We start from the raw sequence: 24,194 nt of genomic DNA on the forward strand, positions 1-24,194 counted from the left end.
ACAAGTCCATCTCGGATCGACGTCGTCCCTCCATTAGGTTCCTGACTGCGGCTGCCACCGCGATCGTGGTTGGCAGCGCCGTCACCGTCATCGGCGCGGCTCCGGCACAGGCGTCGAGCTTCGGGGGTGACGGCGACCCCTCAGGTTGCTCAAGCCCCAGCACTGTCGCTACCGCGCCTATCTACGGATCTCGTGGCCACCTCGCGGGCATGAAGATCGGTGAACTCCAGCTCCGGTGGTCGTGGTCCTGTCACGGCAACTGGTCGCGGGTCCTCATGTACGGCGGGATGTACTCCAGCCCGGTGACCGTGGAGCAGATCGTCGAGTCGGAGGGCCGTCGAGCAGGCTCGCTCGACCACGAGGTACGCACGGGCAGCGGCGGAACAAGCGCCTGGTCGCCTTACCTGCGCCTGGTGAACTCGCAGAGCACGGCGTGCGTGCAGGCGTGGTTGTCGTCGGACTTCGGCACGCTCAACTTCCACACCAACGGAGCACGCGTCTGCGCCTAGCGGTTCGCGCCTTCGTCCCGACGTCGTCGCTCCGCTCGGGACGTTCACCCTGTCAGTTTCGAAACGACGATGCAGACGAGGGGGGTCGTGGCACGGGCGGTGTCGCCGCTTCGCTGGACAGCTCGCGTCGTCGGCTGAGCAACGGTCGCGGGCGGTAGGGGCGCCGCCGCCCGGTGACGGCGGCGCCTCCCCGTACCGGATTCAGCAGCTGCCCAGGTCGCGCCACTGTGCGGTGAGCCCCGGCTCGGAGCCGAGCGTCCACCAGTTCGCCTGCCAGAGCCGGCCGTTGTGCCGCACCCGCTGCCCGCCGAGGTACACCGTGTTGCGGTCCCAGGCCGGGACGCCGGCACAGTTTGCCGGCGGGGTCGTCGGGGGCGGTGTCGTCGGCGGCGCGGTGGTCGGGGGCGGTGTCGTCGGCGCAGTGGTCGGCGGCGGGGTCGGGCAGGTACCGCCCGTGCCGACCGTGTCGGTGTGCGTTCTGCCGGCCGATCGCTGCCCGGCCACCCGCGTCGCCACCTCGGCCGGCGTCAGCACCTGCCGGTCGGCGTAGTACAGCCAGTCGACCTGCTGGTGGTAGGTGCTCAGCCCGCCGGTGTGGGTGACCAGGTCGATGAACCAGAGGTTGAAGTTGATCGACATCGGCGTTTCCGGGTAGTACTTGTCGCCGTGGTCGGCCACCAGCCGACCGTCCACGTAGTACTTGACCCGACCCGCCGAGACGGTGAAGACCAGGTCGTGCCAGCCGTCGAAGCTGGTGCGCTGCGCGGTGTGGATGTTGTCGGCCACCCAGGGCTCGTTCTGGTACGTCTCCCAGGTGGTCTGGTAGAAGATCGGGCCCTGTTCGCCCCACCCCCCGTTGGGCAGGTACTCGAAGTCGATCTCACCGTAGTTCGGGTCCATCGGACGGTCGAGCGGGGTGATCGTGAAGAACGTCTCGACGAGCCGGTCGCCGTCGTTGCCGGCGACCGGCGCGTCGGTGAAGCGCACCCGGGCGGCGTAGGTGCCCTCGAAGAAGGCCCGGCGCTGGAACAGCTCGGCGTGGCTGGTACCGGCGGCGGTTCCGTTGGTGGAGGCGGCGAGCTGGAGCACCTTCTGGCCGCCGGAGGTCGGAAACGAGATGTTGGACGCCGGCCACGAGGCGCCCGGCACGCCGGGGCCACCGGCGTTGGTGCGTACCGTCCAGCTACGGGCCGGCAGCGCGGGATCGGCCGACGACGCGTACGCGAAGTCGTCGAACAGCACGCCGCAGGTCTCGGCCGCGGCGGTGGCGCTGCCACCCGGGCCGACTGCGGCGAACGCGGCGACGGCGGTGAGCGCCGCCGCCGAGATGGCGGCGAAACCCACGCGGGGTCTCCGTGACATGGGGGTCTCCTCACGGTGGGAGGGAAAGGGATACGCGCGGCCGGGCGACGACGACCGCCCGCGCGGTGGAACCCATCGGAAGGGCCTACCTGATCGCCCCCGCGGTGAGGCCCGTGCGGATCTGCCGTTGGAAGAGCACGTACGCGGCGAGCACCGGCAGCATCGCGATGGTGAGGCCGGCGAACAGGCCGCTCCAGTCGCTGCGGTAACCCTGGCTGACCGACAGCGCGGCCAACCCCTGGGCGAGCACGTACCGGTCGGGGTCGGGATTGAGCACCAGCGGGAGCAGGTACTGGTTCCACAGCCCCAGGAAGTTGAAGATGGTGATGCTGATCAGGCCGGGTCGGGCCAGCGGCAGCATCACCCGGACGAGAACGCCCCAGTGCGAACAGCCGTCGAGGAACGCCGCCTCGGCGAGCGCGGTCGGCAGCGACCGGAAGAACGCGTGCAGGAAGAAGACGGTGAACGGTAACGCGTACGCGGTGTAGACCAGGATCAGACCGGGGTACGTGCCGAGCAGGCCGAGCTGCTCGACCACGAAGAAGAGCGGCACCAGGGCCAGGAAGACCGGGAAGAGCAGTCCGGAGACGAACGTGTAGTAGACGATCCGGTTGCCCCGGAACGGGTAGCGGGCGAGGGCGTAGGCGACGGTCGAGCCCAGCACCATGGTGAGCAGGAGCGCGGCGCCCACCACGATCGCGCTGTTGCCGACGTACCGGCCGATGGAGGCCTGTTCCCAGGCGCGCGACCAGTTGTCGAAGCGCGGCTGCTCCGGCAGCGTCCACGGGCTGGTGAGGATCTCGCGGTCGGTCTTGAGCGAGCTGACCACCGCCCAGAGCAGGGGTACCGTGACGATCGCCGCCCAGGTCACCAGGAAGACGTGCGGGCCCCAGGTGCCGCTCCGGCGGCGACGCCGGGCGGGCGGCGCGGGTCGCGCCCCGACGGGTCGTTCGACGACGGTCGTCATGTGTACTCCACCTGCTCCCGGCGTCCGGCCCGCAGCGCCACCACGGCGACGGCGAGCGTGAGGAAGAACAGCGCGACACCCATGGCCGCGGCGTAACCGAACCGCCCGTACGTGAAGGCGTTGCGGTACAGCCCGAGGCCCATCACCTCGGTCGCTCCGTCCGGCCCGCCCGGACCGACGGTCATGATCTGCACCACCGCGAAGCCGTCCAGGGCGAGCACGCCGAGGTAGACGAACGCGACCTGGACGTTGTCCCACAGCAGCGGCACGACGACCCGCCACAGGACGGCGAGGCGCCCGGCGCCGTCCAGTACCGCCGCCTCCAGCACCTCGCGCGGGATCGACTCCATCGCGGCGCCGAAGAGGACCATGTAGAAGCCGACCGACGACCAGATCAGCACCGCCATCACCGCCCACAGCGCGACGGCCGGGTCGCCGAGCCAGCTCCGGGCCAGCGCGTCGAGCCCGACCCCGCGCAGGAACCCGTTGAGCAGCCCGTCGGTCGGGTTGTAGACGAACTGCCAGAGCACCGCGACGATCGGCAGCGCGAGCACCTGCGGCAGGAAGTACGCCACCCGGTACACCTCGCCGCCCCGGACGGCGGACGGTCCGGCGGCTCCGCCGCGTCCGCCGAACGAGACCAGCGCGGCCAGCAGCAGCCCGAGGCCGATGGTGACCGCCGGCACGACGAGGAGCATCAGCGCGTTGTTGCGCAACGACGCACGGAACAGCGGGTCGTCGACCAGCCGGCGGAAGTTGTCCAGCCCGACGAAGCTCGCCTCGCCGGACACCCCGGTCCAGTCGGTGAGGGCCAGGTAGAACGCCTGCGCGTACGGCGAGAGCACGAAGACCGCGTACAGGGCGAGGGCGGGCAGGATCGCGGCGGCGAGGAACCGGCTCCGGCCGGACCGGACGGTGGTCATCGCTACCGCTCGTATCTGGTGACGGAGCTGTCGGCCGCGACGCGGTCCGCCGCCCGCTGGATCCGGTCGGCCCACTGGGCCGGCGTGACGCGTCGGGTGGCCAGCTCGCCGGTGGCGTCGTCGACCGCCTTGGCCAGGGGCGCGTACCAGGTGCGGAAGCGGTAGGCGAAGGTGTTCGCGGCGGCGGCGTCGACGGCGCCCCGCACCGAGCCGAGCCCGCTGGACAGGGTGAGGCCGTCGGTCGCGCCGGCCACCGTGGGCAGGGCGGAGTTCAGTTCGGCGAACCGCCGGGCGGCCGGCTTCGAGAAGAGGATGCGGAGGAAATCGAGACCACCCCGTCGGTTCTTCGCCCTGGCCGGCACGACGAACGACTCGCTGCTGGTCGCCTGCAGGCTGTTCGCCGGCATCCGGTCGCCGCCACCGAGGGCCGGCACCGGGGCCATCACCATGTCGAATCCGTCCGGGGCCACGCCCTTCTGCTCGGCTTCCAGCCACGATCCACAGGGGATGATCGCGGCGCGTCCCTGGCACCACGCCGCCTGCGACTCGGTGTGCGACAGCGCCTCCGAGCCGGGCAGGAGGTAGCCGCGCCCGGCCAGCTCGGCGATCGCGGCGGCCGCGTCGAGCAACGCCGGCTGCTTCCAGGCCCGGGGTTCGAGGTTGTCGACCGCCTTGACGAGGTCCATCCCGCCGGCCTTGGCGGCCATGGCCAACAGCGGGTCGTTGAGGTACTCCGGGTACTTGCCCTGGTACGTCCACGGCGCCGCGCCGGTCTTCTTGATCTCGGCGCAGAGGGTCAGCATGGCGTCCCAGGTCGTCGGGAACGTCCAGCCGTTTCGGGCGAACAGCGGCCGGGAGTACCACAGCCCCCAGACGGTGTAGGTGAAGTTGAGGGCGCGCGGTACGCGGTCGAAGGTGCCGTCCTCGACCACCCCCGGCAGCAGGGTGTCGCGTACCTTCGCGCCGCCGCCGTCGAGCGCCGGGGCGTCGAGCAGCTCGTTCAGGTCGGTGAGCTTGTCGGCGGCGACCAGGGTGGCCAGGTCGAGCCGTCCGGCGCCGGTGTTGTCGACGACGTCCGGCGGGGTGTCGGCGACGAACCGCGGTTGGAGCGCCTCGCCCACCTTCTGGATGCCCTTGTGGTCGACCGTCGCGCCCGGGTGCCGGTCCCGGTAGAGCTGCTCGGCGTGCCGGGCGTACTCGTCGCCGTAGCCGCCCTTGAAGATGACGACCTCGAGCGGTGCCGCGTCGGGCACACCGAGCGGGTTGTCGGCGCTCCTCGCGCCCTCGGCGGCCGGCGCGTCGTCGTCACCCCCGCCGGCGGTCACGCAGCCGGCCAGGGGCACGGTCGCGGCGACGGCCGCGGTCGTCCGCAGGACGGTGCGCCGGGTGGTCGAGTGTCGTCGGTGGGAGGAAGAAGAGAGGTTCATGACTGAGCTCGCCTTCTCTAGGCGGTACGTCGGATGCGCCCCGCGTACCGGGCCTCCAGCTCCTGGTTGTGCCGGTCGCCGCCGGGGATGTTCGCCGACAGGTAGACCGGGGGCGTCTCGCCGGCGGCGACCAGCCGGGCCACCACCTCGCACACGACCTGCTGGGCCAGCAGGGCACCGGTGATGGACGAGATCGCGCCGACCGCTCCCCCACCGTCGATCGGCAGGGCGGCGTCACCGAACGGGGCGCCGTTGTCGAGCACCACGTCGGCGAGGTCGCCCAGTCGCCGGCCGCTCGGGTGACGCGACTCGACGGCGTTGGTGTGGGCGAGCGACGTGATCGCGACCAGTCGGTGACCGTGGTCCCGGACGACGCTCGCCAACTCCACCACGACGCCGTTGACGCCCGAACTCGACGCGATCACGAACACGTCGTCCGGCTTGACCGGAGCCAGCTCGTAGAGGCGGTGGGCGACGGCCGGGTCGCGCTCGAGGAACGGGTCGTCGAGGGCGGCCCGCTCGGCCCCGCCGTAGAGGACGATGTCACGTAGCGCGATCTTGTTGGTCGGCACGAGGCCGCCGGCCCGTCCGGCGATCTCCATGGCCAGCGCCTCGGAGTGGCCGCTGCCGAACGCCTGCACCACGCCACCGGCCCGCAGCGCCGCGGTGATCAGGTCGGCGGCGCGCCGTACGGCGTCGGACTGGGTGGCGGCCACCTGCGCGATCGCGGCGTTGACCGCGGCGAGGTACTCCTGGGCGCCGATCATCGTTCCTCCGGTCGGTGACGCCGCCGGGGCCGGCGGCTCTCGTCGGGCAGGCGGTGGGCGGCGACCGCTCGGGCGGTCACCTCGAAGGCCTCGGTGGTACGGCGGTACGTGCGCTGCGCGACCGCGACGTAGATCAGGTCGAGCACGAGCAACTGGGAGTGCAGCGCCGACAGCGCGGCGAGGCGGAACGTCGTCTCCTGCACCGCGGTCGTCAGCACCACGTCGGCCATCTCGGCCAGCGGCGAGCGCGGGAACGAGGTGACCGCGACGGTCAGCGCGCCGTGGTCGGCCGCCTCGGCGAGCACCTCGATGACCTCGCGGGTACGGCCGCTGTGCGACAGCCCGATCGCCACGTCACCCACTTCCAGCAGCGCGGCGTTGGTGAGCGCGGTGTGCGGGTCGGGACGGTGCCAGCACGGCACCCGGATCCGTTCGAGGCGGAACGCCATCTCCCGGGCCGCGTTGCCGGAGCTGCCCAGACCGAACAGCTCGACCCGGCGCGCCTCGGCGACGGCGGCGGCCACCCGGTCGACGGCGGCGAGGTCGACCTGGCCGGCGGTGTCCTGGATCGCCCGCCCGTCGGCCGACGCGACGACGTCCAGCAGGTGACTGAGCGGATCGTCGGGGCCGATCTCGCGGTCGATGTCGGTGTCCCACCGGGCCTGCGCCGCCCGGCCGGTTTCGGTGGCCACGGCGACCCGCAGCTCGGCGTAGCCCCGGTAGCCGAAGGTGCGGCAGAAGCGGGTGACCGTGGCGGTCGAGGTACCCGCCCGCTCGGCGAGGTCGACGATCGTGGACCGGGCGGTCTCCTCGGGGTCGCCGAGGAGCCGCTCACCGACCCGCTGGAGGGCTTCGGGCAGGGTCGGCAGCTCGGTGCGGACACGACCCAGCAACCCGGTCCCGGCCATCAGCATTCCTTTCGGCTCACCCTTGTGATGAGCAAAATTATGATTGAACATTCGAATGTGTCAATACTTTGCACATCGACACCTCTCGTTGCCGGCGCCGACTGCGGCGGCTCGGCGACCCGGGTGGTGGTGGCGACGCCCGACGGGCGGATCGTCGGGCGCGGTCGGGCCGGCGCCGGCAACCCGGTCGCCCGACCACCGGCCGACGCCGCAGCCGCGCTGGTCGCGGCGGTCCGGGAGGCTCTCGCCGGGCGCGATCCCGCGCGGGTGGCGGGGGCCGTGGTGGCGCTGGCCGGACGGTCGGCCCTGGACCGTCCGGCGGCGGCGGCGTGCTACGCGGACGCCTGGCGGGCGACCGGGCTGCACTGCCCGCTACGCACGGTGGGCGACGCGGTGGCGGCGTTCGCCGCCGGCACACCGGCGCGGTCGGGCACGGTGCTGATCGCCGGGACCGGAGCAGTCGCGGTACGGATCGTCGAACACTCGGTGGGCCACACCGTCGACGGGCTGGGCTGGCTGCTGGGCGACGAGGGCGGCGGCTTCTGGCTCGGCCTCGAAGCGGCCCGGCTGACCGCACGGGCGCTGACCGCCGGCCGTGACGTGAGCGGGCCGCTGGTCGATGCCGTGTCCACCGCCGTACGCGGCGCCGCCGCTCCGACGGGAGACCCGACGGGCGACGGATTCGTCACCGCGTTCTACACGTTGCCCCGGCACCGGGTGGCGGGGCTGGCCCCGCTCGTCCTCGACGCGGTCCGGGCCGGCGACCCCGACGCCCACCGGCTGATCGGGACGGCCGCCGACCGGCTCGCCGCCACCGTGCGCGCCGTCGCGCCCGGCGCCGGACCGCTCGTCCTGGCCGGCGGTCTGCTCACCGGCCCGCCGGAGATCCGCACCGCGCTGCTGGCCCGGCTGAACCGCCCGGCGACCATCGCCGGCGACCCCGCCGAGGCAGCGGCCTGGCTCGCCGCCCGCGACCTCACCCCCACCGCCGCCGAGCACCGCGCGTTCGTCACGCCCCACCGGGCGGACCCGGTGACGGCACCGTCGGCACCGTGAACGCCCCGCCAGCGACAGCAGGGGCGGACCGTCGGCGGACCCGGCACGCCCGTCCTCCTGCGGTAACGGCATACGTGCTGGGGGCGTGCCCCGTAGGGTCGGTCGCGTGGGCGAGACGCAGACCGAACCGGACCTCTCCTACATCGCCAGCGTGACGCGGGTCCGCGCCGCCGGCGTGATCCTCCTACCTCCTCGGCACCGTGGCCCCTTGCCGGAGGCGTCTCCGTAAGATGCGGTGGATGGGGTGGGAGGCACTCGGGCAGTGGGGTGAAGACGTCGCTCGCATCGAGCCGCTCGCCGGCGGCCGGCGGCAAACCAGCGCCCGCGGCTGCGTCCCACGCTGCATCGTCGCGCATCTCAGCTGCCGAGTAGCGCCTTGACGCGCATCTATCCGTAACGACATTGTCGACGCATGGTGGACCCTAGTCCCAGGTTGTCGTTCCGTCGCGTGTGGCCGGCCGTCGTGGCCGCCGCCGCCCTGCCGGTCGCGGTGCTGGGTGCGGGTCTGGTCACCACACCCGCGGCCGGCGCCGGGTCGACGCTGGCGAGCACCGTCCCGCCATCGACCCCGCCCGTCACACCGGCGCCGCCGACCCCGCCCGCGCTGCTCAGAGCCACCATGGTGACCTCGACGTCGGTCACCCTGAGCTGGACCGCCTCCACCCCCGGCTGCTGCGCCATCACCAACTACACCATCATGTACCCGGAGCCGTTCACCGACGCGATCCCGACCGTGACGGTCGGAAACGTCACCACGGCCACGATCAACATCTCGCCGACCCGCCAGTACAACATCAGGGTCGCGGCCAAGGACTCGACGGGACACACCTCCCCCTGGTCGAACCAGATCATCGTGGTGGCTCCGGCCACCGACAGCGGCCCGGACACCGTGCCACCGGGCTCGCCGACGAGCCTGACCAACCGGAATGGCACGCTGTACTGGTCGGCTGCGCCGGACAACGTCGGTGTGACCGGTTACCACGTCTACCGGTTCGACGGCTGGTACACCACCACGCTGCTCGGCACCGCCACGTCGACGACGTACCAGCTGCCGCCCTCGGGCACGACGGGACCCGGCCCGCACATCCAGTTCTACGTACGCGCCAAGGACGCCGCGGGTAACCTGTCGGCCGCGTCCAACACGGTCGACGCGACCAACCCGACGCCCCCGGCCGACCTTCCGCCGACCGCGCCGAGGAACGTGGCGGTCAGCCGGATCACCTCGACGTCGGTCACCCTGACCTGGACGGCGGCCGAGCCCGGCTGCTGCGACATCACCGGACACACGATCGGATACTTCCAGGCGTTCCGCGACCTGGGGGATTCCGTCCGGGTCGGCAACGTCACCACAGCCACGATCACACTCAGGCCGGCCACGCAGTATCGCTTCATCGTGCAGGCCAGCGACTCGGGCGGGCACAATTCACAGTGGTCGGATCCGCTCACCATCGTCACCCCGGCGACCGACGCCGGCCCTGACACCGTACCCCCGAGCGCCCCGGGGCCGTTGACCGTCAGCGACGTGACCACCATGTCGGCCAAGCTGAACTGGACGCCTTCGACGGACGACGTCGGAGTGACCGGCTACGACGTCTACCGCTGGGACGGGGCCTTCACCTCGACGCTGGTGGCCACCGTGCCGGGCACCAGCCACACGGTGTCACTCGCGCCGTCCGTGCCCAACCACTACTACGTGAGGGCCCGGGACGCGGCGGGCAACGTGTCGATCGCGACCAACGAGGTCCGGGTCGACCCGCCGACCGGTCCGACCACTCCGCCACCCAGCCCCACCTGCGCGGTGACCTACCAGAAGCAGTCGGAATGGTCCGGCGGGCTCATCGCCAACGTCACGATCAAGAACACTGCCACGACCGCCGTCAACGGCTGGACCCTGGCCTTCGCGTTCCCGGGTGACCAGCGGATCACCACGCTCTGGAGCGCCACCTACGCCCAGTCCGGCTCCGCCGTCACGATCCGCAACGCCAGTTGGAACGGCACGATCGCGGCCGGCGCGAGCGTCTCGTTCGGCTTCCAGGGTACGTGGAGCGGCAGCAACCCGACCCCCACGAGCTTCTCCCTCAACGGCGCTCCCTGCCGGTGAGGAAGGGCCCCTCGCGTCGCTTCTCGAGTAGGGGCCCTTCCGGGGATGCGCCAACCAGACTGCCCGTTCGTGGCTGCGTGACGCGGCTCTAGCGTGCCGGGTCCACGGGGCGCCGCTCACGCAGGACGACGACGGCGAGGACCGGCAGCCAGAGATAGCCCGGCCACAGCGCCAGCCGCTCGAACAAGCCACCGAGTTCGGCGCTGCCGGTGCGCGCGAGGAACGCGACGAGACCCACGAGCGAAACCACGCCCGCGAGCAGGGCCGCTCGCGACGGGCCTCGACGGTGCCTCACAACGTAGGCGGTGACGAGCAGTGCCAGGAACTGCGTGACAAAGGCGGGCAGGGCCACAAGTACGTGCAGTTCCAGGTCCCGGTCCAGCGGCACCAATCCGGTTGCGATCGAGCTGAGCCCCGTGACGACCCACAGCACCACGGCGGTCGTCGCTGCGGCGCCTCGGGGAAGCCACCCTCGGAGCAGCACCGCTCCGAGCGCCATCAGCAGGCCGAAACCCACGAACGCGCCGTTGACGAGCAGATTCAGGGGTGAGCAGACCGGGATGTCTCCATACGGGTACGCGATGGTGGTGCACGTGGTTGCCCCGAGGTCACTGATCGTGTTGTCCATCAGGCTGTACGGCGCGGTGGCGGCCGCCGCCGCGACCAGCTCGCAGGCGATGTAGAGGGGCTGAACCAGCCACATCAGGGCCCCGACACGAGGCATCGAGCGGGGTGGCGCTGTGGCGTACGAGGGCATGGTGGTCCTCCTCCTGACGGTCGGCGACGCGGGGGAGAACGCCACGGACGGATCATGCGCCGGATCTTGATCTTGATCATCGTAACCGGCAATGACGGTTTCGCCCACCTCGTAGCGGTCGCATTTCTGCAGGTGGACGCGGTGACGGCGGACGAGCCACCGGTGCCGCTCGGGTCCGTGTCGGCTAGACGCTGCCGAAGCCGTGCCACCCCCGGCGGCGGAGTTGCGGGCCGAGTTCGAACAGATCAAGGGCTTCAGCGTGGTCACTTCACCGCCGGACGCCGCAGGAGGGCGAGGCTTCATACGGGGACCTGTCGGTACGCCTGATGGTTACGGGACAGCAGAGCCTGCGGGGTGCCCCGTTCCAGGGCACGTGATCATCGACGGAGGGCTTGCGTCCCTGGGTCATCGTCGCTGCACCGTGAGGTTGAGCTCGGTGACGGCCAGGTGGGTGATGTCGGGGAGCTGGTCCTCGTCGACGGTGACCCCGTGCAGGTTGCCGAGACTGGTCTTCAGATCGTGCAGCGAATTGCCCCGGAGGTCGGCGCCGTGGAGCTGGCAGGCTTCGAGTTCGAGACGGGCCAGTTGGCAGGACCGGAGGACGGTGTCGGGGAGTCGGCAGGACGACCAGGTGGCGTCGGTGAGGATGCAGTCGACGAAGGCCACGGCGCCGGCGGCGGTGACCCGGATGAAGGTGGCGTAGTCGAAGCGGCATCCCTCGAACAGGACGTCCTTCAGCCGGATGTCGGTGAGTCCGGTGCCGGTGAACCGGCAGCCGGTGACGGCGCAGCGCTCGATGGCGACGCCGGACAGGGTGGCGCCGGAGAAGTCGGTGCCGGTGATCTCGCAACCGAAGAGGGTTCCTGTCTCCCAGGCGCTCTCGCTGAGGTCCACGCCGGTGATCCGGCTGCTGCGGACCCGGATACCGTCGAGCGCAGCGCCGCGCCGGGAAGCGCCGGCCACGGCGGCGTCGCTGAGGTCGTCGCTCAGGTCGCTGGTGCTGTCGAGGTCGTCGGGGTCGAGATCCGGGAGCAGGATCCGCAGGTTGCCAACTGTGGTGGTCCGCATGTGTCCTCTACCCTCGGTAGTCCTGCGGCGTCGCCTGCCCACCCGGCAGCGGGTCATGGTCGGCCAGCAGGTCGAGCCGGCCACGGTGAACGCAGGTCAGGGCCGGCACCAGCCGGTAGCAGGTGATGTCCTGTCAGGCTGCCACGTCGACTTGGTATGCGTGCTGGGTCACGACGATGTCAGCCTCGGGACTCGCGTAGGACCTGCCACTGCCTCCAGACCAGCTCCGGCTCAAGGTCCGCATAACCTCGGCTGCGTTCGAGCTTCTGAGCATCGGCGTGGGTCATCATCATGCAGACACCTTCGCCAGTGAGGCGTTCCACCTCCTCGCGGCGGAGGCGCCGACCGGCCCTCTCCTCGGCGGCGGTGAGGACGGCCACCAGCGCGGGAACGAACACGGGCCGGCGCCCGCTCCGCGAGTCCGCCTCACCTCCCTCGTTGCCCAGACGCCAGACGCCGAAGGGGTTGTGGCACGCGTGGCCCGGCGGGTACCCGTCATCGGGCCAGCGCTCGAGGCGGCGGCGAGGGGTCTCCAGGTCGGGCCGGAAGGCATCGCCGCTGACCAACACGGGGTTCTCTGCCAGTTGGTACACGTTGAACGAGCCAAGGATCTGGTTGGCTTCGGATGAGAGGGCCTCGACCTGCGCATCCGGCAACCCGAACGCGTGCATGCCGCAGGATCGCGACACACCGCGTTCCTGTAGCACCACGACGGCGCAGCGGTAGAGCGACCACGGGTCGCCACTCTCGAGAACCTGAACCCACCGGGTGACGGGCCAGCCCAGCTTCGACTGCTCCAGTCGCACTCCGAGCGCTCCTGCGTCGCCCAGCGCGGCGATCAGCATCGCTACCTTGCCTGCCGCCTCACCGAGGTACACCGGCAGATCCAGGACCAGGGCGCTTCCGGCCCCTCCGACGGCACGCTGCTCCTCCACCGACATCGTGCCGTGACCGAATGCCTGTCCGAACGAGCCGTCGTTACCTACCCACTCCACCATCCCGCGGAAGCCGAAGCTCTGCGACGTGAGCGACTGGCCCTCCAGCGTCAGCCCGGAACGTCCGAGCGGGGCCTGCCACTGGGCCATCGTGGTCGCGGTCCCCGGGACGAAGAGCCGCACACCGTACGCATGATCTTCAGGCATGCAACGGAGCGTAGTACCGCTCCGTGGGGCCGCCGGGGCCACGTGCAGTTGCGGCCGCCCGGAGGACGGCGCCTGCGCAACCGGCCCGCGAAACGCGAAGCTCCCCGAGGCCCAGACAGACACCGGGCGGGTGACCGGACGGGGTTGCCTGAGTCGGCTGCCCAGCCGTCAACGCGGCGTTGCACCGACGCCGGTCAGCGGCGGTGACGGCGGAAGCCTGCGGTGACAGCACGTGCTGCCGCGCCTGGTCCGGCCGAAGCCCCGCTCGGACGTCCACCGCCACGCCCCTGTCCACCGGCAGCCGTGACGGTCCAACCGCTCCCGAGGACCCACCGAGCACCCCGCGAGACGCCGCACGGATGATCACCCGCCAGCCGGTCATCGGTCGGCCCCGGGCCATGGTGGCGCAGCACCATCACATAGACAGAGCCCACTCTGGCTCACCGATCGTCTCTCAGGCTCCGTGGGCGGAGTGAATGCCGAGATCGGTACGCCCTGGCAGTAGATCCTCGCGGAGGGCCCGGGTCCCGTGGTAGTCGCCATCGCGCAGGCGTCGGAACGGCAGGGTGGGCTCGGTGTCGACGGTGCGCAGCCGCTCTCGTAGTCGCGTGGTCTCGCGTTCGACAGCGGCGGTGTCCAGACTGTCGGCATCGTGGACGACGTGCAGGTCGACCACGTCGATGCCGACGTACCAGAGCACGCCGTGGGTGACGGGGAACAGCAGGGAATCGATGTCGCCGCTGATACCGCGCGGGCCGATCGATGCGGCGTCTTCGCCGGCGGTCACCACGATCAACGCCCGGCGCCCGGCGAGGCCGCCGTCGCCGTAGCGGCGCGGCAGCCCATCGTCATCGAGGTCACCGTACGCGAATCCACTGGTGAGTACTCGGTCGAACCAACCTTTGAGGATCGCGGGCGGCCCGTACCACCACAACGGGAACTGGATGACCAACAGCTCGGCCGCGGCCAGTTTCGCCTGCTCGTCGCGCACGTCGGCGGGCAGTTCGCCGCGGGTGTACGCCTCGCCGGCCAGTTCGGCGATGTTGCCGGGATTCGCGGCCAGCTCACCGAGGTCGCGGTCGCTGAGAACAGGGTCGAAGCCCTGCGCGTACAAATCGGACGTCTGCACCCGGTAGCGAGCGGCCAGAGCCTCGGTGCCCGCCTGGAGGAGGTGAGCGTTGAAGGATCCCCGGCGGGGATGCGCGTACACCCAGAGGGCGTTGCCTGTCTCGGGGGTATGGGTGATCGTCATGGGGTCTCCTCGCTCGTGGGGTGTCGGTTCTCGGTGGCGACCGCCGTGACGACGCGGGCAAGCGCGTCGCGGGCGCGCTCGGGGCTGATCCGGTTGTCGAGGGCGCTGCGGGCGAGGGCGTCGCCGGCGCCGACGATGGCCTGCAATCCTGCCGTGTCGATGGGGCCGGCCAGGGGCGTGAGTGCCTCGCGGCACATGTCGAGGTAGGCCTCTTCGGCCTCCTGGCGTAGCCGGCTGAGGGTGGCTGAGCCGGTCAGCGCGGCGACGACGTCGGCCAGCTCTCGGCCTTCGGCAAGGCAGCAGTCGATGTATGCCCCCGCAACCAGGTCCGCCACCCTCGGCAGGTCGGGCTCGGCTTCCTCGAGCGCGGCGCGCAGCGTCTCGCGCTGGCGGGCCTCGAACTCGCGGTACAGCTCGGCGAGGATGCCGCCTCGGTCACCGAAGTGGTCGTAGACCAGGGGTTTGGTCACTCCGGCGCGGTCGGCGAGCCGGGCGAGGGTGAACTCGCCGGTGCCGGCGTCGCGGATGAGCTCGCGGGCGACCTGCAGTAGTTGGGTGTGCCGCTGCTGCTTGGACATCCTGCGGCGCGGGCCGGCCGCGGGCAGCTCACTCACCCGAACTCCTTCCACACCAAGATCACCACAAGTTACTTCTAGTAAGTTACCACAAGTAACTTCGATCGGATGTGGCTCTTCGCTCCGGTGGACACGACGTCGGCAGCGGGCCGCGCGGTATACATCCATGCCTTGCCCGGTCAGCGTGGTTGTCTCCGCTGCTCATGGCAGCAGACGTCGTTACCATCGGAACCACTGCATCCTCGACATCGCAGGCAGCGTGGCAATGCTGGATCCTCGACATCGCGGGCAGCGTGGCAATGCTGGCCATTTCCATCATCGCCGCCTCGATGCGGGCCGCCTCGTGGCCGCCGGAGCCACGCCACATCCCGCGACGGCGTACCAGTCCGCGCCGCCGTTGACGCCTGCCTCGGCCCGTTGGTCCCCCGCTCGACGGCAGCACGCCCGAACGGGGTGCCGCTCGAAACGGCTCAGCTCTGCGTGAGCCGCAGAACGCGAACGTCCCAGGGGCGTTGCCAACCGGTCTGATCACCGGATTAACGGTCGTCTCAGATTCGCTCGGTACGAAGTTGGCCTCAGACAAGCGATGCAACCCGTCAGGAGGCTATTGATGTCAGTCAACGCAGCGCCGCCCAGGGAAGCGCCGTCCGGTCGGTTGGCAGGCCGGTGGGTGCCGTGGCTGGTGATCGGCTTGTGGCTGGCGCTGGCGGCGGTCATGGTGCCGTTGAGCGGAAAGTTGAGCTCGGTCACCACCGACAAAGCCGTGGACACCCTGCCGGCCAGCGCCGAGTCCACCAAGGTGGCGCTGCTGGAGGACAGTCTCCCCGGCGGCGAGGACAACACGTTCGTCTTCGTGTACCACCGCGCCGGCGGCATGACCGACGCCGACCGCGCGACGGTCGAGCGCCACTACAACACCCTTGCCGAGCGGTACCCGCCGAAGGCGGCGGCCGGCGAGGACGACGAGGGCCCGGCGACAAGACTCTCCACCGACGGCAAGGCGATGATGTTCACCCTCGACGTGAGCACGACCCACGGCGCACCGGAGGCCATCGTCGGCCCGTTGCGTGACGCCGCGAAGGACCGCCCCGCCGGCCTGGAACTCGACGTGACCGGCCCGGCCGCGATCGACGGCGACATGGACGCTGCCTTCGACGGCATCGACCTGCAAGTCTTCCTCACCACGGTCGTCGTCGTCACGGTCCTGCTTATCCTCACCTACCGCAGCCCGGTGTTGTGGTTCATCCCGCTCGTGGTCGTCGGCGCGGCCGCACTGACTGCGATGGCGACCGTCTACCTGCTCGTCAAGGGCTTCGGCATCGTGGTCAACGACCAGAACTCGGCGCTGCTGACGATCCTGGTGTTCGGCGTCGGCACGGACTACGCGCTGTTGCTCATCGCTCGATATCGGGAGACACTGCACCATCACGAGAACGTCCGGGTCGCGATGGTCCACGCTCTACGCGGCGCGGCGCCAGCCATCGTCGCGTCCGCGGCCACCGTGGTCGCCGGCCTGCTCTGCCTGCTCGTCGCGGACCTGAACAGCACCAGCGGGTTGGGCCCGATCGGCGCCGCCGGCATCCTGTGCGCGCTGGTGGCCATGCTGACGCTGTTCCCGGCGGTGCTCGTGGTGCTCGGCAGGCGAATCTTCTGGCCGGCCATCCCGCGGTTCAGCACGGCCGTGCAGGACAAGCCGGGGCTGTGGGGACGGCTCGGCACCGGCATCAGCCGCCGACGGTGGGTGGCCACGCTCGGCTCGCTCGGAGTCCTCGGCGTGCTCGCCATCGGTCTGACGGGTAACACCGGCGCCCTGCGGGAGCAGGACCAGTTCCTGTCCGCGCCGGAGTCCGTCACCGGCTTCACCGTTCTCCGCCAGCACTTCCCGGAGCTCGGCGGCCAGCCGATGACGATCTATACGCGGCCGGCGTACCAGGAGCGGGTGGTCGACATCGTCAAGCGCACTCCCGGCGTGGCAGAGGCCGTCCCGGGCCAGACCGTCGGAGGCTGGGCCGACATCTCCGTGTTCCCGACCGACGCGCCGGACACCGCCGCGGAGTACGACACGATCAAGCGGGTGCGCACCGCCGTGCACGCGGTGAACGGGGCGGAGGCGATCGTCGGCGGGCCGAGCGCGGAGAACCTCGACACCGAGGTGACCACCAGCCGCGACGAGAAGCGGGTGATCCCGCTGGTGCTCGCCGTCGTGCTGATCGTCCTCGGGCTGCTGCTGCGCGCGATCGTGGCCCCGCTGATCCTGATGGCGACTGTGATCGTCTCGTTCGCGGCGGCCTTCGGCGGCAGCGTGTTCGTCTTCGACACGATCCTCGGGTTCAAGGGCGTCGACTATTCGGTGCCGCTGCTGGCATTCCTGTTCCTGGTGGCGCTCGGCGTCGACTACAACATCTTCCTGGCCAGCCGGGCCCGGGAGGAGACCGTGCGTCTCGGCACCCGAGAGGGCATGCTAAAGGCCCTGTCGGCCACCGGTGGTGTCATCACCTCGGCAGGGCTGGTCCTGGCGGCCACGTTCGCGGTCCTCGCCACACTTCCGCTGGTGATGCTGATCGAGGTCGGGTTCCTGGTCGCCTTCGGCGTGCTGCTCGACGCCCTGCTGGTGCGGTCGGTCCTGGTGCCCGCCCTCACCCTCCTGATCGGCCGGCGGATCTGGTGGCCGAGCCGGCTGTCCCGTCCAGCGGCAGGGCCGCCGATCGGTCGACACACGCTCGCCGACGAGGAGGAGCCCGCGCTGCAACGGTGAGCGCGGCGGCACGGACGAGATCCGGGACGGGCATCCAGCCCGTCCCGTGTCCTTTCGTGGGCCCGACGGCCGCCGCCCTCCGGTCCTGCGCGACGCGCCGGGCCTGGGGTCGACGCGCCGGGCCTGGGGTCGGCGCACCGCAGTGTCCGGCCCCGAAGGTGAACGGCGCGGGGTCATGCCCGAAGGCGGCCCTCTCTTGTCCTGCGCCGCACCACCGGGACGGGGTCAGCGCGCCGCGGTGTCCTCCCCGGCGGCGCGGCGCGCGATCGGGGCGGGCGGGGCCGCGGCCGGAAGGTCGACCCGAAGCAGCGCGCCACCGCGTGTGGAACGGGCGACAGCGGCCCGGCCGCCGTGGGCGTCGACGACCCGCTGCACGATCGACAGCCCCAGACCGGATCCCGGCAACCCCCGGGCGCTGTCGGCACGGTAGAACCGGTCGAACACCCGCGGTACGTCGACTGCGTCGATGCCCGGCCCGGCGTCGTCGACCTCGAGCACCGCCGATGCGCCCTCGGCACGCAGCCGGACCTGGACCGGCTGGTCCGCGGGGGACCACTTGCCGGCGTTGTCGATGAGGTTGAGCACCGCCCGCTGGAGCGCAGCGGGACGCCCGCTCACCCACATGGAGGTCACGTCGAGCGCGACCTCGGTGTCAGGCGCGCGGGAACGCGCCCGGGTCGCGGCGGCCACCACCACGTCGGCGAGGTCGAGCAGCTCGGTGCTCTCGTCGCTGACGTCACCGCGCGCCACCTCGGTCAGCTCGGCGGCAAGGGTGCTCAACTCGGCCACCTGGGCGCCGAGATCGTTGAGCAACCGGGTCCGGCTCTCCGCCGACAGTGCGCTGTCCAGGGTGCCGCGCCGATCGAGCCGGATCAGCAGCTCGACGTTGAGGCGCAGGCTGGTGAGCGGGGTCTTGAGCTCGTGGGCGGCGTCCTCGGCGAGCAGCCGCTGGGCCCGCCGGGAGTCCCGGAGCGCGGCGAGCATCTCGTTGATCGACTGGATCAGCCTCCGGATCTCCCCACCGCCCTCATCCGGGATGTCGGCGTCGAGAACCCGGGTGTGCGCGACACGTACCGCTGCGGCAGTCAGCCGGTCGATCGGTGCCAGCCCGGCCCGCGCCACGGTCCGCCCGACAAGGGCGCCGCCAACCACGCAGAGCAGCCCGATCAGCAACATCCCGAACCCGAACCGGTTGATCGGGCTGTCGTCGGCGACGCGGGCCACCTGGACCGCGCCGTCGCCCGCCCGCAGCGTGTAGATGCGGTAGCCGTCCTCGTCGCTGTCGTTCGACTCCATCAGGTCGGCCGACGCGCCCTGCGCCACGCGCCCGGCGCGCCCGCTGACCGGAGGCAGCGCAGGTTGGCCGACCGGCGTCCGGGTCGAGCCGTCGGGCAGGATGACCCGTACCAGCCGACCGGACCCGGGATACGGCGGTAGCTGGACCTGCGCCACACCGGCGTGCTCCGCGTCCGTCGCCAGGACGCGGGAGTCGGCGCGCAGCTGATCCTCGGCGGCGTCCTGCAGCTCCCAGTCCATTAGCTCGCTGGCCACCTGGAAGGCCACGAACACGCTGACCGCGATGGCCGTCGCCGCGATCACCGTCAGCCTGGTCCGCAGGGACCGCCGGCGCCACCATCGGGTCAGCCGGCGCGGTTCCCGGCCGGCGGGCCTGCTCACGGAGGAGTCTCCCGCAACGTGTATCCCAGGCCGCGCAGCGTGTAGATCAATCGCGGCTCACCCTCGGCCTCCATCTTGCGGCGCAGGTAGCTCACGTATACCTGGAGGTTGTTGGCGGTGGCGCTCATGTCGAAGCCCCAGATCGCCTCGAACAGCGCGTCGCGGGTCAAGACCCGGGTCGCGTTGCGCACGAGAACCTCCAGCAGGGAGAACTCGGTCCGGGTCAAGCGCAGCGGCCGCCCGCCACGCCACGCCTCGAACCTGTCGGGATCGACCCGGACGTCGGCGAACGACAGGATCTGCGACTCCCCGTCGCCCGGCGTGCGCCGGCGCAGCAGGGCCCGCACCCGGGCCAGCAACTCCTCGGTGGCGAACGGCTTGGGCAGGTAGTCGTCAGCGCCCGCGTCCAGCCCCGCGACCCGGTCGGAGACCTGGTCACGGGCGGTCAGCATAAGCACCGGCAGATCCCGACCCGCGGCCCGCAACCGCCGGCAGGTCTCCAACCCGCCGAGGCGAGGCATCATCACGTCGAGGATCAGCAGATCCAGCGCGTCACCGCCCGCCCCACCGACCCCGTCGAGCACGGCGAGACCGTTGGCGACGGTGCTGGTGTCGTAACCCTCGACCTGGAGCACCCGCTCCAGCGACTCACGGATGGCCCCGTCATCATCCGCGATCAGGATCCGCACGCCGGCCCGCCCCCTTCCAGTCGATGCTTTGCCGCTCATCCTCCCCGATCACCCTGAAGCCAGGATTAGAACCGTCGCCTCGGTGGTGCCCGCGGGCCGTGCGCTTACGGATGCCTGAGCTCAGACTTGACCACTGACGGGACGGCAACGAACCGTGGGACCGCCGGCACGGATATTTGCGAGAACGGAGTGCCGGCGCGCCAGGCGCACTACCAGGCCCGCAGGCCGGCGGCGAACTCCGCGCATTGTCATGCCGCTCCAGGTCGACTGGCGTTCATCACCGGTGGTGACGCACGGTGATGAATGGCTATCTCTCCTGTTTCGGCTTCCAGTGTCGTACCTGCCCCTCAACTCGTTGTGCGCGCCGCAGTGTCGGCCTTCCTGGGTCGCTACCGTGGCCAGACCCGCGTCCACACTGAGTCCGACCTGCGGATCTTCCTACGCTGGTGCACCACCCAAGACCTCGACCCGCTCGCTGCGGCGCGGGTGGACATCGAGCGGTACGTACGCTGGCTGCAAGACGTGCGTCGCTACCAGCCCTCGACGGTCTCGCGGCGACTGTCGGTGGTGGTCGGGTTCTATCGGGTCTGCGTCATCGACGCCATCCTGGAGCACTCGCCGGCCGACTACGTCCGTCGGCCCACGGTGCCGGCCGAGTCGCCGACCCTCGGGCTGGGGCACCTGCAGTTCGAAGCCCTGATCACCACCGCCCGGAAGTCCCCGAACCTGAACGACTTCGCACTGGTCGCGCTCTTGGGTCTGCTCGGGTCGCGGATCTTCGAAGCCTGCGGGTCGAACATCGCCGACCTGGGCGAGGAACACGGCCACCGGGTCCTGCGCGTGCGCGGCAAGGGAGGCAAGGTCGCGCTCGTCCCGCTGCCACCCGCGGTCGCCAGGGCCATTGACCGGGCTGTCGATGAGCGCCCCAGCGGGCCGATCCTGCGAAACACCCACGGACGGCGGATGGACCGGCACACCGCCACCCGCCGACTCAAGCACCTCGCCGTTGCCGCGGGGGTCCGTATGCCGAGGATGCACCCACACATGCTGCGCCACACCTTCGTGACCACCATGCTCGACGCCGGCGTCAGCCTCCGCGACGTACAGATCGCCGCCCGTCACGCCGACCCGCGGACCACCATGCGCTACGACCGGGCCCGCAAGAACCTCGACCGTCGCCCCAACTACGTCCTCGCCGCGTACATGGCCTCCGGGACATAGCCAGCGCTCACGGTTCTGCCGATGTGCGGATGCCTTCATCTTGCATCATCCGAGTGGCGGGTTGGCTCGCCCCCGCCACGACGAATGTGTGTAGCGGGCCCAAGTCTCGTCCAGGTCGTCGGGGGTGACGGCTCTTTGCGGACTCAGCCGGCCGATACCTGCCGAAACAGGCGTTGCAGCGGATGGCCGAAACGCGGCTCACGGCCGGTCGAACCACCGAGCTCAGGGAAGCGTTCACACGACGCCTGGCGATCGATATTAGAGTTTTGAACCGTGTCCGAAAACCGGGTGACCGTACGCGACAGCCGTACCGAGTTGACGATCGTGTTTCCGCCGTTCCCTCCGGCCGGTGAGACCGTCGTGGCCTCCATGCTGCCGCCGCACGACCCGGCGCACGCCCGGCGAGTGGTGGAGAGCCTCAGCACCGTCGCGGCTGTGGTGAGCGAGCAGGGCGAGCTCCCCCGGCGGGACGTGTTCGCGCCGCAGACCCGGGCCGACCTTGACATCGTCGCGGTCGGCTGCTGGGGCGGCGTCGTGCATGTCATCGAGCCGGCCCTGGCCACCGACGCCATCCATGACGCGCTGGAGGACGAGGTGCGGCATCAGGCCAAGCTGCACCCGCAGGCCAGGTTGACCGGCTCCGTGTTCCTGGACATGGTCGCCGACTGGTCGCAGTACGTGCTCACCGCCCCGGGTGCCGACGTGGTGACCGTCGAGGGCTGGGACGGCGTGGAGGTGGACGGTGACCTGGCGACGCTGCTGACCGCCATCGGGGCCGATCTTCAGGCCCACCTGCCGGAGGACGTCGACCTCGACGACCCGGACACGCTCGACGACTTTGCGCTTTCCGACCTGGCGACGCTGGTGCGCGGCGGCCTGAAGCTCTGCTACCCGCACGACCAGGACCTCATCGTGTCCGTCTTCCAGGTACGCCGTCCGGAAACGATTGCCAGCGAGATGACCGAGGTATGGATCCGGGACTGACTCCGCCCGGCTTTCCAGCGAGATCGGCCCACCGGTAACGCCTGCGAGCATCGCCACCACCCCACCAGAGCCCTACCCAACACAGCTACGACTGGTGGCAGGCGCGGCTGAGCCGCCGGCTGGCCAACAGGCTCTTCGGCGAGAACCTGACGACCGAGGGAGTGGACGTCAACGGCGCGGTCATCGGCGAGCGGTGGCGCATAGGTCCACGGTTGGTGCTCCAGCCGACGTTCGGCCGTATCCCGTGCGTCACGTTCCAGCGCAAGATGGGCGAGCCGCGCCGGCATCCGGATCTGCCGCGAGTCGAGCGGTCTGGCCGACTGACCGGGTAGCGATGAGTGACCAACGGGCTGCTGAGGCGATCCAGGTGTGGGCCTGACGTCACGCCCCCGCGATCGGGTATCCAATCGCGGCGATGCCCTCGTGCAGCCTGGCAATGGTTCCTTCCGGGTGCACAGCCTGCACAACGACGTCAGTGAGCGGGCGGTGCGCAACGACGTGCTCGATCACCGTCGGGTCCACCTCGATCTCGTAGTAGTCCTCGGCGAACGTGATGTACCGGTCGACGATGTCGTCGAGCAGGATTCCGAGCCGGCCAGAGCCGTCCGGGTCGGTGTCGTACGGTCCGCGGGGCGGGGGAAACGTGATGCCTTCGCCGGCGTGCCAGCGGTCGTCATCGAAGAGTCGCCACATTACAGCGGTGGCGAGGAACTGTCCCACCTCGTCGCCGAACGCTGGTTCCTCTATCTGCGGACGGAACACCGCCGGGAGGTCGTCGAGCAGTCCGGGCCACAGCTCATGGTCCGGACCGCGGTACGGCGTCATCGCCGACTCGTGGTCGAGCGCGCGAATGAACGCGCCGGCCGAGGTGAACACGACCGCCCACTCGTCGCCGCTGCCGTTGCTCATCAGTGCCGCCTCGTCGTCACCCCAGGCACGGGTGTAGGCGTAGTACGGTTCCCCACCGTCGACGATGCACTCCAGCACAGCGAGTGCCTTACAGCGGTCCCGCAGCACGGCGATGGACGGCAGCTTGGCGGCGATGTCGTACACGGTCACCCGGTGAACCTACGCCGGAACAGCACAGACATCGTCACGCACCTTCAGGGCATCCACGAGACGTCGGTGGAGATGCACGCTCATGCCACGAGGCGCGCGGTGCAGGGCGCCGTGGCCGCCCAGGATGTGCTTACCTTCTGATATGCCGCATCCCATCATGTTTGACGAGGCAGACCCACTCCTGGGCCGGTTGCGGACTCTCGCCCTGGCCTTCCCCGACGCGGCCGAGAAGATCTCCCACGGGCGTCCCGCCTTCTACACCACCAAAGTCTTCGCCTACTACGGGGGATCCATGAAGGTTGACGGCGTCTATCAACAGCACGGACAGTCGGTGATCGTGCTGGTGGACCCCGAAGAGCGCGCAGCGCTGCTGGCGGAAGACCGTTGCTTCGTACCGGCCTACCTGGGTGCCTCTGGGTGGGTCGGGGTGAACCTGACCGATGACAGCGGCTGGGATGAGGTCGGCGAGCTACTCGACGCCAGCTACCGACGTACGGCCGGGGCACGCAGGATCACGCTGCTCGACTCCCGACGGCCCTGAGCACCCCGTAGCAGCTCGGCAGCTCAGTCGAAGGCACCGACGACAGCCTCAACCCACGCCATGCTCCGCATGGTGGGACCCGGTTCTGTCAACCTGATCGCCCTTGATCCGGTGCCCACATGCCGCGAGGTGCGCGTTGGACGCTCGCCGATGTCCGCTAATCCTCAAAGTCGAACGCGAAAGTGCCCGCCTCGATGCGGTCGATGAGCTCGCCGACATCGTCGGCTTGCTGGATGGCGTTGTCCCATCCGCTGCTGGTGATGTCGACCAGCAGCACCGGTGCGGGGTCTCTGCGCAGGTCGAGCACGAGCTGTTCACGGGATCCGTCTCCGCCGATGATCGCGATGCCGGGGTGGGCGTCGGTGCTCTCGTCCCATGCGTGGTGCAGCTCAAGCATCTCGCGTGGCGTGTTGAGCCAAACATAGGCTCCACCTGGCATCCACCCTCGCCGGAA

21 protein-coding genes and 1 pseudogene are annotated in these 24,194 nt (G+C 70.4%); 8 read left to right on the forward strand and 14 right to left on the reverse strand.

Features of this window, described 5'->3' with window-relative positions; genetic code table 11:
- Nucleotides 1-209: 209 nt before the first annotated feature.
- Nucleotides 210-509, forward strand: a complete 300-nt coding sequence (locus AB0F58_RS20185; protein WP_357144846.1) for a hypothetical protein — start codon at nucleotides 210-212, stop codon at nucleotides 507-509.
- Nucleotides 510-710: 201 nt separating this feature from the next.
- Here the strand turns inward: AB0F58_RS20185 and AB0F58_RS20190 are convergent, their stop codons facing one another.
- The 6 genes from AB0F58_RS20190 to AB0F58_RS20215 all read right to left on the reverse strand — a co-directional run bounded on the left by AB0F58_RS20190 (nucleotide 711) and on the right by AB0F58_RS20215 (nucleotide 6,863).
- A complete protein-coding gene (locus AB0F58_RS20190; protein WP_357144849.1) occupies nucleotides 711-1,871 on the reverse strand; it encodes a carbohydrate-binding protein in 1,161 nt (386 codons plus the stop codon).
- Between the two features lie 85 nt (nucleotides 1,872-1,956).
- Complete coding sequence (locus AB0F58_RS20195) at nucleotides 1,957-2,838, reverse strand: carbohydrate ABC transporter permease (protein WP_357144852.1); 882 nt, start codon at nucleotides 2,836-2,838, stop codon at nucleotides 1,957-1,959.
- Nucleotides 2,835-3,761: a sugar ABC transporter permease gene (locus AB0F58_RS20200; RefSeq protein ID WP_357144855.1), complete on the reverse strand. Its 927-nt coding sequence runs from the start codon at nucleotides 3,759-3,761 to the stop codon at nucleotides 2,835-2,837. The genes AB0F58_RS20195 and AB0F58_RS20200 overlap by 4 nt, the downstream gene beginning before the upstream one ends.
- 2 nt (nucleotides 3,762-3,763) lie before the next feature.
- Complete coding sequence (gene ngcE / locus AB0F58_RS20205; protein ID WP_357144858.1) at nucleotides 3,764-5,188, reverse strand: N-acetylglucosamine/diacetylchitobiose ABC transporter substrate-binding protein; 1,425 nt, start codon at nucleotides 5,186-5,188, stop codon at nucleotides 3,764-3,766.
- Nucleotides 5,189-5,205: 17 nt separating this feature from the next.
- Nucleotides 5,206-5,955 carry an SIS domain-containing protein gene (locus AB0F58_RS20210; protein WP_357144861.1) on the reverse strand — a complete coding sequence of 250 codons (750 nt, stop codon included), beginning with the start codon at nucleotides 5,953-5,955 and terminating at the stop codon, nucleotides 5,206-5,208.
- Nucleotides 5,952-6,863 (reverse strand): MurR/RpiR family transcriptional regulator, encoded by a 912-nt coding sequence (locus tag AB0F58_RS20215; protein WP_357144864.1) that lies wholly within the window; start codon nucleotides 6,861-6,863, stop codon nucleotides 5,952-5,954. Before AB0F58_RS20215 ends, AB0F58_RS20210 begins: the two co-directional genes overlap by 4 nt.
- A gap of 39 nt (nucleotides 6,864-6,902) precedes the next feature.
- On the opposite strand from AB0F58_RS20215, the gene AB0F58_RS20220 reads away from it, so the two are divergent.
- Both AB0F58_RS20220 and AB0F58_RS20225 read left to right on the forward strand, forming a co-directional pair.
- Nucleotides 6,903-7,919, forward strand: a complete 1,017-nt coding sequence (locus AB0F58_RS20220) for a BadF/BadG/BcrA/BcrD ATPase family protein (protein ID WP_357144867.1) — start codon at nucleotides 6,903-6,905, stop codon at nucleotides 7,917-7,919.
- 433 nt (nucleotides 7,920-8,352) lie between these two features.
- Nucleotides 8,353-10,020, forward strand: coding sequence for a cellulose binding domain-containing protein (locus tag AB0F58_RS20225; protein WP_357144870.1), 1,668 nt, complete (start codon nucleotides 8,353-8,355; stop codon nucleotides 10,018-10,020).
- An 88-nt stretch (nucleotides 10,021-10,108) separates the two neighbouring features.
- Here AB0F58_RS20225 and AB0F58_RS20230 read toward each other — a convergent pair whose 3' ends face one another.
- The 5 genes from AB0F58_RS20230 to AB0F58_RS20250 form a co-directional block, all read right to left on the reverse strand.
- On the reverse strand, nucleotides 10,109-11,044 hold the full coding sequence (locus AB0F58_RS20230) for a DUF998 domain-containing protein (RefSeq protein ID WP_357144872.1): 936 nt from the start codon (nucleotides 11,042-11,044) through the stop codon (nucleotides 10,109-10,111).
- 138 nt (nucleotides 11,045-11,182) lie between these two features.
- Nucleotides 11,183-11,845 (reverse strand): pentapeptide repeat-containing protein, encoded by a 663-nt coding sequence (locus AB0F58_RS20235; protein ID WP_357144875.1) that lies wholly within the window; start codon nucleotides 11,843-11,845, stop codon nucleotides 11,183-11,185.
- A 179-nt stretch (nucleotides 11,846-12,024) separates the two neighbouring features.
- Nucleotides 12,025-12,987: a hypothetical protein gene (locus AB0F58_RS20240; protein WP_357144878.1), complete on the reverse strand. Its 963-nt coding sequence runs from the start codon at nucleotides 12,985-12,987 to the stop codon at nucleotides 12,025-12,027.
- Between the two features lie 454 nt (nucleotides 12,988-13,441).
- A complete protein-coding gene (locus AB0F58_RS20245) occupies nucleotides 13,442-14,239 on the reverse strand; it encodes an NAD(P)H-dependent oxidoreductase (protein WP_357144880.1) in 798 nt (265 codons plus the stop codon).
- On the reverse strand, nucleotides 14,236-14,853 hold the full coding sequence (locus AB0F58_RS20250; protein ID WP_357144883.1) for a TetR/AcrR family transcriptional regulator: 618 nt from the start codon (nucleotides 14,851-14,853) through the stop codon (nucleotides 14,236-14,238). The genes AB0F58_RS20245 and AB0F58_RS20250 overlap by 4 nt, the downstream gene beginning before the upstream one ends.
- 643 nt (nucleotides 14,854-15,496) lie before the next feature.
- Between AB0F58_RS20250 and AB0F58_RS20255 the strand changes: the two genes are divergently transcribed.
- On the forward strand, nucleotides 15,497-17,569 hold the full coding sequence (locus tag AB0F58_RS20255; protein ID WP_357144886.1) for an MMPL family transporter: 2,073 nt from the start codon (nucleotides 15,497-15,499) through the stop codon (nucleotides 17,567-17,569).
- A gap of 225 nt (nucleotides 17,570-17,794) precedes the next feature.
- On the opposite strand, the gene AB0F58_RS20260 is transcribed toward AB0F58_RS20255, so the two are convergent.
- Both AB0F58_RS20260 and AB0F58_RS20265 read right to left on the reverse strand, forming a co-directional pair.
- Nucleotides 17,795-19,246: a HAMP domain-containing sensor histidine kinase gene (locus AB0F58_RS20260; protein ID WP_357144889.1), complete on the reverse strand. Its 1,452-nt coding sequence runs from the start codon at nucleotides 19,244-19,246 to the stop codon at nucleotides 17,795-17,797.
- The gene (locus tag AB0F58_RS20265) at nucleotides 19,243-19,935 is read right to left on the reverse strand and encodes a response regulator transcription factor (RefSeq protein ID WP_357144892.1); all 693 of its coding nucleotides are present in this window, start codon (nucleotides 19,933-19,935) and stop codon (nucleotides 19,243-19,245) included. The genes AB0F58_RS20260 and AB0F58_RS20265 overlap by 4 nt, the downstream gene beginning before the upstream one ends.
- A 303-nt stretch (nucleotides 19,936-20,238) precedes the next feature.
- Between AB0F58_RS20265 and AB0F58_RS20270 the strand changes: the two genes are divergently transcribed.
- The 3 genes and pseudogenes from AB0F58_RS20270 to AB0F58_RS20280 form a co-directional block, all read left to right on the forward strand.
- Nucleotides 20,239-21,156 (forward strand): tyrosine-type recombinase/integrase, encoded by a 918-nt coding sequence (locus AB0F58_RS20270; protein WP_357144895.1) that lies wholly within the window; start codon nucleotides 20,239-20,241, stop codon nucleotides 21,154-21,156.
- Between the two features lie 273 nt (nucleotides 21,157-21,429).
- The gene (locus AB0F58_RS20275; protein WP_357144898.1) at nucleotides 21,430-22,140 is read left to right on the forward strand and encodes a DUF6333 family protein; all 711 of its coding nucleotides are present in this window, start codon (nucleotides 21,430-21,432) and stop codon (nucleotides 22,138-22,140) included.
- 86 nt (nucleotides 22,141-22,226) lie between these two features.
- Nucleotides 22,227-22,472: pseudogene (locus AB0F58_RS20280) on the forward strand (MOSC domain-containing protein); the annotation flags it as partial.
- 49 nt (nucleotides 22,473-22,521) lie between these two features.
- Here AB0F58_RS20280 and AB0F58_RS20285 read toward each other — a convergent pair.
- Nucleotides 22,522-23,199, reverse strand: a complete 678-nt coding sequence (locus tag AB0F58_RS20285) for a hypothetical protein (protein ID WP_357144900.1) — start codon at nucleotides 23,197-23,199, stop codon at nucleotides 22,522-22,524.
- A gap of 157 nt (nucleotides 23,200-23,356) precedes the next feature.
- Here AB0F58_RS20285 and AB0F58_RS20290 point away from each other — a divergent pair, with 157 nt between their 5' ends.
- On the forward strand, nucleotides 23,357-23,740 hold the full coding sequence (locus tag AB0F58_RS20290; protein ID WP_357144903.1) for an MmcQ/YjbR family DNA-binding protein: 384 nt from the start codon (nucleotides 23,357-23,359) through the stop codon (nucleotides 23,738-23,740).
- The last annotated feature ends 454 nt before the right edge of the window (nucleotides 23,741-24,194 follow it).

The sequence above is a fragment of the Micromonospora sp. NPDC023956 genome (genome assembly GCF_040639195.1).
Classification (GTDB): Bacteria; Actinomycetota; Actinomycetes; order Mycobacteriales; family Micromonosporaceae; genus Micromonospora.